The following is a 9,899-nucleotide window of genomic DNA, read 5'->3' on the forward strand; positions in this document are numbered from 1 at the left end:
GACCGGCGCGTTCGTCACCTTCGCCGGCTGGTTCGGACTGGCTGCGGGCGCCGTGATGGTGGCCGTCGCGTTCCGTCTGCGGGCCGACCTCGAACGGCTGCCCTCACCCGCCGCGGCCTGAGGTCGACGACCGGCCCGGGACGGGGATCGCTACGGGCGGCCCGGGCCCGGGCGTAGGTCACGGCCCGCCAGGGTGCCCTCCGGACTGCTCGGGCCGGCGTACTTGTCTCGCACCTCGGCCTCGAGGCTCGGCCGCGGGTCGAGGTGGGACAGCCCGTTGAAGCACAGGTTGACGATGTGCGCGGCCACCTCCTCCTTGGGCGGGGTACGCACGTCCAGCCACCACTGCGCGGTGCCGGAGACCATGCCCACGAGCGCCTGCGCGTACACGCTCGCGGTGACGGGGTCGAAGCCGCGGTTCACGAACTCCTCCTCGAGGATGTACGTCACGCTCGCCGTCGCGTCGTTGAGCAGGGTCGAATACGATCCACCGGGGGCGATCGACGACTCGCGGACCAGGATGCGGAAGCCGTCGGTGCGTTCCTCGACATACCGCAACAGCGCCATGGCGGCGCGCTCGATGCGCCTCCGCGACCCCTCGCCCTGAAGGGACTCGGTGATCTCCGCACCCAGGTACGCCAGCTCGCGATCGCAGACCACGGCGTAGAGCCCCTCTTTGCCGCCGAAGTGCTCGTAGACCACCGGCTTGGACACCCCCGCCACGGCCGCGATCTCCTCGACGGTGGCGGAATCGTAGCCGTACTCGGCGAAGATCCGGCGACCCACGTCGACCAACTGCTGCCGTCGTTTCGCGGCCGTCATCCTGGTCCTCGGCGCCGGAATGCCCTCGCCCGTCATCATCAACCCCTTCGAGACAGTCCCCCAAGCCTAGTCGGCCGAGCGGGCCCTCCCCGGCGGCCGCCCCCGCCCCGGCGGGACCGGACCGGAACGCACCGGTGCGACCAGGTCTGCGGCAGCGGGCCGCGTGAGGTGTGCCAGACTGTTACCGACCCGGTCAGGGTCGTTCCCCCGTGGTGTAATCGGCAACACTTCTGATTTTGGTTCAGACATTCCAGGTTCGAGTCCTGGCGGGGGAGCCGAGTCAGCGGCCCGGCCCGGGCCACGAGGCAGCGTGGAGTCCCGGGCGTGGAGTCCCGGGCGCGGAGTCCTACCCGGCCGGAGTTCTCGGCCAGCTGTTCGACGTCCTCTGATCGACCAGGCTCGTCAGCGTCGTGGCCAGGAGACCGGTGATCTCCTGCGGGCCCACCTCCAGCACGCCGTCGAGCCATCCACGGACCAGCTCGGACGCCCCCGCCATCACCACGACGGCGATGACGTCAGCCGACGCCTTGTCGAGCGGCTCGCCGAGCTCGGTGGACTGCTCGACCAGCGCGTCCGCCGCCCGATGGACGAATCGCCGACGGGACTCGACCACAGCAGGCGTGTCGGACAGGAGAAACCGTCCCCGACGGACGTCGTTCGCGATCGACTCGACGATGGCCCCCACGGCGGCATGCGCGCGAGCGTAGACGTCGTGCGGGGCTGACACGAGCGCCACCGTCGCCCGCGTCACGAGGTCGGCCGCGATGGTGTCGTAGACGGAGATGATCAGGTCGTCGGTGTCGCGGAAGTGGTCGTAGAAGAAGCGAGGTCCCACTCCGGCCGTCGCCGAGATTCGGCGGACCGTCGCGGCAGAGGGCCCCTCGGTGGCGATCACATCGACGATCGCCTCCTCGAACCGCCGGCGCCGCTGCACCCGGCGCTCCTCGGGTTCCATACCCGCGTACGTGCGCGGGCCCTCACGTGGTGACACGGGTCAAGGATGGCACAGGGCCGGGGAATCGCCCAATTCCGGAATCAGGTGTTTACTAATTGGGTGTGTTCGTGCCATGGTGGTCCGACCACACCCAGGAGGAGATCGATGACGCACGCCCCGTCGACACCACGAACGATTCCGACGCCTCGTCTCCACGACAGGGACGCTCGGGTCGAGACACCCTCGATCCTCCAGCGGGGTGTCCTCCGCGGGATCATGTCGTTGATGGCCGGGGACTCGGTCCGGCCGACCGAGGCCCAGGTGCAGGCGTTCACCAAGCTCATGCACACCTGCGACCCCGTGGCCGACGAGGTGGTTGCCGCCATCCACGGCGGGGGCGGCGCGACACTGCGAGGCCAGGTCGAACAGGCCCTCGAGGAGGGCATCGAGACAGTGACGGATCCGCACCCGGCGGTCGCGGCGTTCATCGCGAGCATCGACGACGTGCCCTACTGGGTGGACTACGACAAGCTGGACCTGGCGGCACAGGCGATCGCGCGCACGCCGACGCACACGCTGACCGCGCTCACCGCCGGGATCGCGTTCCCCGCCAGCTACGTCTCACCCCGCGTGAACGACGTGCTGCTGCGCGGAGGGGAACTGGCCGACCGGACCGCGGCACGGATCACCGAAACCGTCTCGTCGTCGATCGACTGCGCCGCGCCGGGAGGGATGGAGCGGTTCGGCGAGGGGACCAAGAACACCGCCCGGGTCCGCCTGGTCCATGCCTACATCCGCGCCGGTATCGAGCACGGCGGGGACTGGAACCCCGACACCCACGGTAAGCCGGTCAACCAACTGCACTACTGCGTGACGATGGTTCCGATCATCGGTGTGGCGCTGGGGGCGATGGCCGCCGGGCACTGGTACTCCCGACGCGAACGTGACGCGATCATCCATCTGTACCGCTACATCTCGCACTCGATGGGCGTGGTTCCCGAACTGCAGGTGACGTCCATCGACGATCTCCTGCGCCTGACGTGGCTGGCGGCCTGGGCGGAGGTCGATCCGGACGAGTCGTCCACGTCGCTCACCGGGTCGACCCTCGCGGCCGCTCCCCTGCTCTACGGTCGCCGGGTCCGGGACTCACGCATTCCCGGCCTGGACGGACTGCTCTCCCGGGTCCACTCCGACCTGGCGCGCCTGTCACTGGGATCGGAGTACGCGGACGCCGTCGGCATCCCCCGCCTGAGCCCGGCGGTCGCTCTCCTGCCGCTCATCGCCGCCCGCAACCTTGTCGCCGATCGGGCACAGGTGGCCCTGCCCGGTGGACCCGTGCGAGCCGCTCGGCGCGGCCATCGGCGACGCGTGCGCGCGATCGAGGACGTCAAGCGCCGTGTCGAGGCGCGCCGTCACGACCGCACCCCGTCGCCCGCACCGGCCTAGCCTCCACCGGACATGACGAGCGCCAGGACGAGCACCAGGATCGCCGCGATCGCCAGGACGGCGAGCAGGGGCTGACGGCGGTTGCGGGGGGTGCGGACCTCCTCCTCGCCCTGACGGGTGACGGACTGGGGGTCGGGCTCGTTGATCCCGGTCATGTGAACCTCTCCTCTTCGATTCGGGCGTACTCCTCCAGCAGTACCAACCCGTGGTGTCCTTCGTCCCCCTCTGCCCGGAGTCCCTCGCGCATCGAACCCAGCATCTCCCGGCCGTGGGGGAAGGGGGGCAGCAGCGGGACATCCGGATCGGTGACCGCCTCGATCACCGTGGGCCGGTCCGCGGTGAAGGCCTCCTCGAGCGCCGCGTCGAGTTGCCGGCCGTCCTCGACGCGGACGCCCCGCAGGCCCAGGAGCCTGGCGTAGCCGGCCATGTCGAACGCCGGGACGTCCTGTGACGGCGCGAACCGCGGGGCCGACTCGGTCTCCCGCTGCTCCCAGCTCACCTCGGCCAGGTCGCCGTTGCACAGCACCACCACGACCATCGTGGGGTCGGCCCATCCGGGCCACGCCTCGGAGACGGTGATCAACTCGTTGATCCCCAGCATCTGCACGGCTCCGTCACCCGCCAGCACCACGACCGGACGGGCCGGGGCCGTGGCCTTGGCCGCGATCGCGTACGGGATGCCGCACCCCATCGACGCCAGCGTGGACGACAGGTGGGCCGGTACCGACGTGGGCAGGTCCATCTGCCGGACGTAGTGGTACACCGAACTGCCCACGTCCACGGCGAGCCGGGAATCGTGGGGCATGTGACGGCACAGCCGACGGGCCACCAGCTCGGGGTTGAGTCCCCGGGCCGGGACCTCGGCGCGCTCGCGGGAGATCTCCCGCCACTGCCCGACCCACGTCTCCACCTCTCCGCGCCACGTCGACCGATCTCGCTCGCCCACGCGCTCGGTCAGGGCACGTAGCGCGACCGCCGAGTCCCCGACCAGCCCCACCTCGACCGGGTAGCGGTTGGCCAGGTGCGAGGGGTCGAGATCGATCTGTACGGCCCGCGCCTGCCCGGGCCGCGGGTAGAACTCGGTCCAGGGGTCGTTCGATCCGACGATCAGGAGGGTGTCGCAGTTCTGCAGGATGCGGGCGCTCGCCGTGGTCCCCAGGTGGCCCATCGTCCCGCCCACCAGCGGGTGTGACTCGTCGACGTACGGCTTGCCCAGCAGGCTCATCGTCACGCCGGCGTCCAGGCGTTCGGCCAGGGCCATGAGCTCCTGCTGCGCCCCGGCCATGCCGCGCCCGGCCAGGATCGCCACGCGCTCCCCCGCGGTCAGCACCTCGACCGCGCGCGCGAGGTCGTCCTCACGCGGGCAGACCACCCCGTGCGTCCACTCGGGCGCGGTCACCACCACGCCGTGTTCTTGGACCCCTTCCTCCTGACCCTGCTCGCCGGCCAGCTGCGGCGCCGGCGCGGTCTGCACGTCGTGGGGGATGACGACGACGACCGGGGTCCGGTGCGTCAGAGCGGAGCGGAACGCGCGGTCGATCACCATGGGCAGTTGCTCGGCCGACACGACGGTCTGCATGAAGGGGCCGGCGACGTCGGCGAACACACTGCTCAGGTCGATCTCCTGCTGGTAGTCCGAGCCGAGCGCGCTCGTGTGCTGTTGCGCCACCAACGCCACCACCGGGACGCTATCCAGCTTGGCGTCGTACAGGCCGTTGATCAGGTGTGCGGCGCCCGGGCCCTGGGTGGAGGTGACCACCCCCACCCCGCCCGAGTATTTCCCCTCGGCCACCGCCATGAACGCCGCCGACTCCTCGTGCCGCGCCCGCATGAACCTCGGAGCCACGTCAGACCGTTGCAGCGCGCCGAGCAGCGGGTTGTTGCCGTCACCGGCGTACCCGTAGATCCGTTCCACATCCCAGGCGACCAACCGTTCGACGACGAGGTCGGCCACCGTCTTGTCGTGGGTCATATCTGTCCCCTCTCCGCTGGACGGCCAGGTCGGTGGGGCCCACCGTAGGGGCCGCACCGACCGGCCTCCACCGGTTGTCCTCTCAAGGCCCGGCTCCTACCGTCCCCGCCATGGAGACCTCACTGAACGCAATCGCCCTGGTGTGCTCGCTCAAGGCCTCACCCGCCGAGTCGAGCAGCGACCTCATCGCCCGTCAGGTACTCGACGAGTTGGCGTCCCACGGGATCGACGGCGACACCGTGCGGGTGGCCGACTTCGACGTGCGTCCCGGGGTGGAGGACGACATGGGGGACGGCGACCAGTGGCCGCGGATCCTGGACAGGATCAAGACCGCCGACGTGCTGGTGCTCGCGACCCCGACCTGGGTTGGGCACATGTCGAGCATCGCCCAGCGGGTGCTGGAGCGCCTGAACGCCCAGTTGTCGGAGACCGACGAGCAGGGACGGCCCGCGATGTTCGGCAAGGTCGCCGTGACGGCCGTGGTCGGCAACGAGGACGGCGCGCACAAGATCGTGGCCGACACGTTCCAGGGTCTCAACGACATCGGGTTCACGATCCCGGCGCAGGGGTGCACGTACTGGAACCACGAGGCCATGAACCCCAAGGACTACGCGGATCTCGACGAGACCCCGTCCGCGGTGTCCTCGACCATCGCCACGTTGTCCGCCAACGCCGCGCATCTGGCGCGGCTCCTGCGCGCGGAGCGGTACCCGCCGGTCTGAGCAGGTCCCCTGGCCGGTGCGGCTAGGGCAGACCCGGTCCTCCCGTCCGGGGACACCCTTTATCCTTGCCGGGACGAACCGCCACGCCCGCCAGCGCGGAACTCACGCCGCCCGAGGAGACTTGATGACCACACCCGACACCGACCGCTCGCAGGCCGCAGTCATCGTCCTGGCCGCCGGCTCCGGCACCCGGATGAAGAGCTCGACCCCCAAGATGCTGCACCGGGTGTGCGGCCGGACCATGCTCGGCCACGCGCTGCACGCCGCCGCCGGGATCCGGCCGGAGCAGATCATCGTGGTGGTGGGGCACCAGCGTGAGCAGGTCGGGGCCGCGGTGGACGACCTCGCCGTCGACCTGGGGGTGCCGGTGGCGACCGCGGTGCAGGAACAGCAGAACGGGACGGGTGACGCGGTGGCCGCCGGCATGGCGGCGTTGCCCGCGGACTTCTCGGGGACAGTGCTGGTCACCACCTCGGACATCCCGCTGTTGGACGCCGACACCCTGCGCGAGGTGGTGACGCGACACGACCTGCGTCCGCGGGCGGCGGTGACCGTCCTGACCTCCACGGCACCGGACCCCACGGGGTACGGACGGATCGTCCGGAACGACGACGGCGAGGTGTTGCGGATCGTCGAGCACAAGGACGCCTCGGACGAGGAGCGGGCGATCGATGAGGTCAACTCCGGCATCTACGCCTTCGACGCCCGCGTGCTGCGGGAGAAACTGGGCGAACTGAGCACCGACAATTCGCAGGGCGAGTTGTATCTCACCGACGTGATCCAGCTGGCCCGTCAGTCCAACGGGCTCATCCGCGGTCACCGTATCGAGGACGCCGACCTGGTGGCCGGGGTCAACGATCGCGTGCAGCTGGCCGCCCTCTCGGCCGAGATGAACCGCCGCCTGTGCGAGGAGGCCATGCGGGCCGGGGCGACGATCGTCGATCCGAGCAGCACCTGGGTGGACGTGGGGGTGCGCATCGGCCGGGACGTGACCATCCTGCCGGGCACCCACCTCACCGGGTCCACGGACATCGGCGACGGCGCGACCATCGGCCCGGACACCACCCTGCAGGACACCACGGTCGGCGAGGGCGCGACCGTGGTGCGGACCCATGCCGTCAGCGCGAGCGTCGGGGCCGGAGCCGAGGTCGGGCCGTTCGCGTACCTGCGTCCGGAGGCGGAGCTGGGAGAGCGCAGCAAGATCGGCACCTTCGTGGAGGTCAAGAAGTCCTCGATCGGGGCGCACACCAAGGTCCCGCACCTGACCTATGTGGGCGACGCGCAGATCGGCGAGCACACCAATATCGGGGCATCGAGCGTCTTCGTCAATTACGACGGGGTGAACAAGAACCGTACAGTGATCGGCGATCACTGCCGCACCGGTTCGGACACCATGTTCATCGCGCCGGTGACCGTCGGGGACGGGGCCTATTCGGGCGCGGGTACCGTGATCAAGAACGACGTCCCGCCCGGGGCCCTGGCGGTGTCCGGCGGACGACAGCGGAATATCGACGACTGGGTGATCCAGAACCGACCGGATTCCGGTTCGGCCGAGGCCGCCCTACGTACCCGGAACGACTCCTAGAAGGACGGACTCACCGAGTGAGCGAGTGGATCGACAACCAGAAGAACCTGATGTTTTTCGCGGGGCGCGCGCACCCCGAACTCTCGGATCAGGTCGCCGCCGAACTGGGGGTCGAGGTCACCCCTCAGACCGCCCGCGACTTCGCCAACGGGGAGATCTTCGTCCGCTTCGAGCAGTCCGTGCGCGGCTGCGACGCGTTCGTGCTGCAGAGCTGCCCGGCGCCGCTGAACAAGTGGATCATGGAGCAGCTCATCATGATCGACGCCCTCAAGCGGGGTAGCGCCAAGCGGATCACGGCCATCTTGCCGTTCTATCCGTACGCGCGGCAGGACAAGAAGCACCGCGGGCGTGAGCCCATCTCGGCCCGCCTCGTGGCCGACCTGCTCAAGACGGCCGGTGCGGACCGGATCATCACGGTCGACCTGCACACCGACCAGACCCAGGGCTTCTTCGACGGCCCCGTCGACCACATGCACGCCCAGGGCCAGCTGTCGGACTACGTGCGTGAGCACTACGGCACGGACAACATCTGCGTGGTCTCCCCCGACGCCGGCCGCGTCAAGGTGGGCGAGAAGTGGGCCGACGCTCTCGACGGCGCTCCCCTGGCCTTCGTGCACAAGACCCGCGACCCCAACGTTCCCAACCAGGTCAAGTCCAACCGCGTCGTCGGCGACGTCGAGGGGCGCACCTGTGTGTTGATGGACGACATGATCGACACCGGCGGCACCATCGCCGGCGCGGTCAAGGTGCTCAAGGACGCCGGCGCCGGCGACGTCATCATCGCCTGCACGCACGGTGTCTTCTCGGACCCGGCCGCCGAGCGGCTGGCCTCGTGCGGGGCCAAGGAGGTCATCACCACCGACACCCTGCCGATCCCGCCGGAGAAGCGGTTCGACAACCTCACTGTGCTCTCCATCGCCCCGCTGCTCGCCCGCACCATCCACGAGGTCTTCGAGAACGGCTCGGTGACCAGCCTGTTCAACGGGAACGCCTGACGTGTCCGCGGACGCCGCGGGCAGCGCCACGATCTACCACAACCCTCGCTGTTCCAAGTCCCGGCAGGCGCTGGAGTTGCTCCGCGAGCGGGGCGTCGAGCCGACCGTGATCAGGTACCTCGACACCCCACCCACGGTCGACGAGCTCCGGACCCTCATCTCCGACGCCGGGCTGACGGTGCGGCAGGCCGTGCGGGTCAAGGAGGCCGAGTTCACCGAGCTCGGCCTGCTCGAGGCCTCGGACGAGGCGCTGCTCGAGGCGATGGTGGCGCACCCCCGGCTCATCGAGCGGCCCTTCGTCGTCACCGGCAGGGGCACGCGCCTGGCGCGGCCCACCTCCGCGGTCGAGGAGATCCTCTGACGGCGGCGGGGCCCGGTGTGATTTGGGGGCCGGGCCCGGCGCCGCTAGGCTGATCGGGTCATCTCGGCGAGGGAGGGCCCTGAGACGGGCCACTCCGTTATCGACGCGATCATTGTCGGTGTGGTCCCCGGTGGGCCGCCCAGCGCGATCGTCTCGGTCGCCGGGGAGGTCTCCCGCCCGCAGAGCGCACGCGCGCTCCCCACCGACAGAAGGTTCACCATGGCCAAGGAAATCAACAACCTCAAGACCTCCATCCGCACCGAGTTCGGCAAGGGTTCGGCCCGCCGCGCCCGCCGCGCGGGCCAGGTCCCCGCGGTGCTCTACGGTCACCACACCGAGCCGCGTCACCTTCTCCTCGACACGCTCGAGTTCGCCGCGGTCCTCCGTGCCCACGGCACCAACTCTCTGCTCACCCTCGACATCGAGGGCGAGGAGCAGCTCGCGCTGCCCAAGCAGATCGACGTGCACCCGCTGACCCGCATCATCGAGCACACCGACCTCCTCGTCGTGCGCAAGGGCGAGAAGGTGACCGTCGAGATCCCCGTCGCCCTCACGGGAGACGCGGCGCCCGGCACCCTCGTCACGCAGGACGCCGACGTCATCGAGGTGGAGGTCGACGCCACCGAGATCCCCGAGGGCTTCGAGATCTCGGTCGAGGACGCCGAGGCCGGGACCCAGATCACCGCCTCGGAGATCACTCTGCCCTCCGGAGCCACCCTCGTCTCCGACCCCGAGCTGCTGATCGTCAACATCATCGAGGCGCCCTCCGAGTCCGATCTCGAGGCCGAGGAGGAAGAGGCGCCCGAGGGTGAGGCCGCCGAGGACGCCGCCCAGGAGGCCGAGCAGGCGGGCGAGGAGTCCTGACCTCCCGCGGCGAGGCCTGACCTCCCGCGACCCGGCACCGGGCCCGGTTCGACCACCGCGTCGGACCGGGCCCGAGGTCATTCACCCGGGCTCCCGCTCCCCACGGAGCTCTGCGCCCGGCTGTACTCCCCGGCCCCGGTCGCTACCCGCGGATCAGGCCGACGGCCAGCGCGACCATCATCACGGCGATCCCGGCGT

The 9,899-nt window shown here is 70.1% G+C and carries 10 protein-coding genes and 1 tRNA gene; 7 read left to right on the forward strand and 4 right to left on the reverse strand.

The genetic code is table 11. From position 1 onward, the window contains the following. Positions 1 to 150: 150 nt before the first annotated feature. A complete protein-coding gene (locus G6026_RS03835; protein ID WP_107756926.1) occupies positions 151 to 822 on the reverse strand; it encodes a TetR/AcrR family transcriptional regulator in 672 nt (223 codons plus the stop codon). A 203-nt stretch (positions 823 to 1,025) separates the two neighbouring features. Between G6026_RS03835 and G6026_RS03840 the strand changes: the two genes are divergently transcribed. Beyond that, positions 1,026 to 1,097: transfer RNA gene (locus G6026_RS03840), tRNA-Gln, on the forward strand. Between the two features lie 71 nt (positions 1,098 to 1,168). Here the strand turns inward: G6026_RS03840 and G6026_RS03845 are convergent. Continuing rightward, positions 1,169 to 1,813: a TetR/AcrR family transcriptional regulator gene (locus G6026_RS03845; protein WP_309230285.1), complete on the reverse strand. Its 645-nt coding sequence runs from the start codon at positions 1,811 to 1,813 to the stop codon at positions 1,169 to 1,171. A 108-nt stretch (positions 1,814 to 1,921) separates the two neighbouring features. Here G6026_RS03845 and G6026_RS03850 point away from each other — a divergent pair, with 108 nt between their 5' ends. Further along, positions 1,922 to 3,202: an oxygenase MpaB family protein gene (locus tag G6026_RS03850; protein ID WP_182612301.1), complete on the forward strand. Its 1,281-nt coding sequence runs from the start codon at positions 1,922 to 1,924 to the stop codon at positions 3,200 to 3,202. Here G6026_RS03850 and G6026_RS03855 read toward each other — a convergent pair. Both G6026_RS03855 and G6026_RS03860 read right to left on the reverse strand, forming a co-directional pair. Further along, complete coding sequence (locus tag G6026_RS03855; RefSeq protein WP_156607217.1) at positions 3,199 to 3,357, reverse strand: hypothetical protein; 159 nt, start codon at positions 3,355 to 3,357, stop codon at positions 3,199 to 3,201. The genes G6026_RS03850 and G6026_RS03855 overlap by 4 nt on opposite strands. Continuing rightward, positions 3,354 to 5,174 (reverse strand): thiamine pyrophosphate-requiring protein, encoded by a 1,821-nt coding sequence (locus G6026_RS03860; RefSeq protein WP_182612302.1) that lies wholly within the window; start codon positions 5,172 to 5,174, stop codon positions 3,354 to 3,356. The genes G6026_RS03855 and G6026_RS03860 overlap by 4 nt, the downstream gene beginning before the upstream one ends. Positions 5,175 to 5,284: 110 nt before the next feature. Here G6026_RS03860 and G6026_RS03865 point away from each other — a divergent pair, with 110 nt between their 5' ends. The 5 genes from G6026_RS03865 (at position 5,285) to G6026_RS03885 (ending at position 9,701) form a co-directional block, all read left to right on the forward strand. Further along, positions 5,285 to 5,896 (forward strand): NAD(P)H-dependent oxidoreductase, encoded by a 612-nt coding sequence (locus tag G6026_RS03865; RefSeq protein ID WP_182612303.1) that lies wholly within the window; start codon positions 5,285 to 5,287, stop codon positions 5,894 to 5,896. A 124-nt stretch (positions 5,897 to 6,020) separates the two neighbouring features. Continuing rightward, entirely contained in the window at positions 6,021 to 7,481 is a 1,461-nt protein-coding gene (glmU, locus tag G6026_RS03870; RefSeq protein WP_182612304.1) for a bifunctional UDP-N-acetylglucosamine diphosphorylase/glucosamine-1-phosphate N-acetyltransferase GlmU, read from the forward strand. Between the two features lie 17 nt (positions 7,482 to 7,498). Further along, the gene (locus tag G6026_RS03875; RefSeq protein WP_107756934.1) at positions 7,499 to 8,476 is read left to right on the forward strand and encodes a ribose-phosphate diphosphokinase; all 978 of its coding nucleotides are present in this window, start codon (positions 7,499 to 7,501) and stop codon (positions 8,474 to 8,476) included. Between the two features lies 1 nt (position 8,477). After that, positions 8,478 to 8,837: an arsenate reductase (glutaredoxin) gene (arsC, locus tag G6026_RS03880; protein ID WP_107756935.1), complete on the forward strand. Its 360-nt coding sequence runs from the start codon at positions 8,478 to 8,480 to the stop codon at positions 8,835 to 8,837. A gap of 219 nt (positions 8,838 to 9,056) precedes the next feature. After that, entirely contained in the window at positions 9,057 to 9,701 is a 645-nt protein-coding gene (locus G6026_RS03885; protein ID WP_182612305.1) for a 50S ribosomal protein L25/general stress protein Ctc, read from the forward strand. Positions 9,702 to 9,899 lie beyond the last annotated feature (198 nt).

This window comes from Dietzia sp. DQ11-38-2 (genome assembly GCF_014145055.1).
In the GTDB taxonomy this organism is placed as follows: Bacteria; Actinomycetota; Actinomycetes; order Mycobacteriales; family Mycobacteriaceae; genus Dietzia.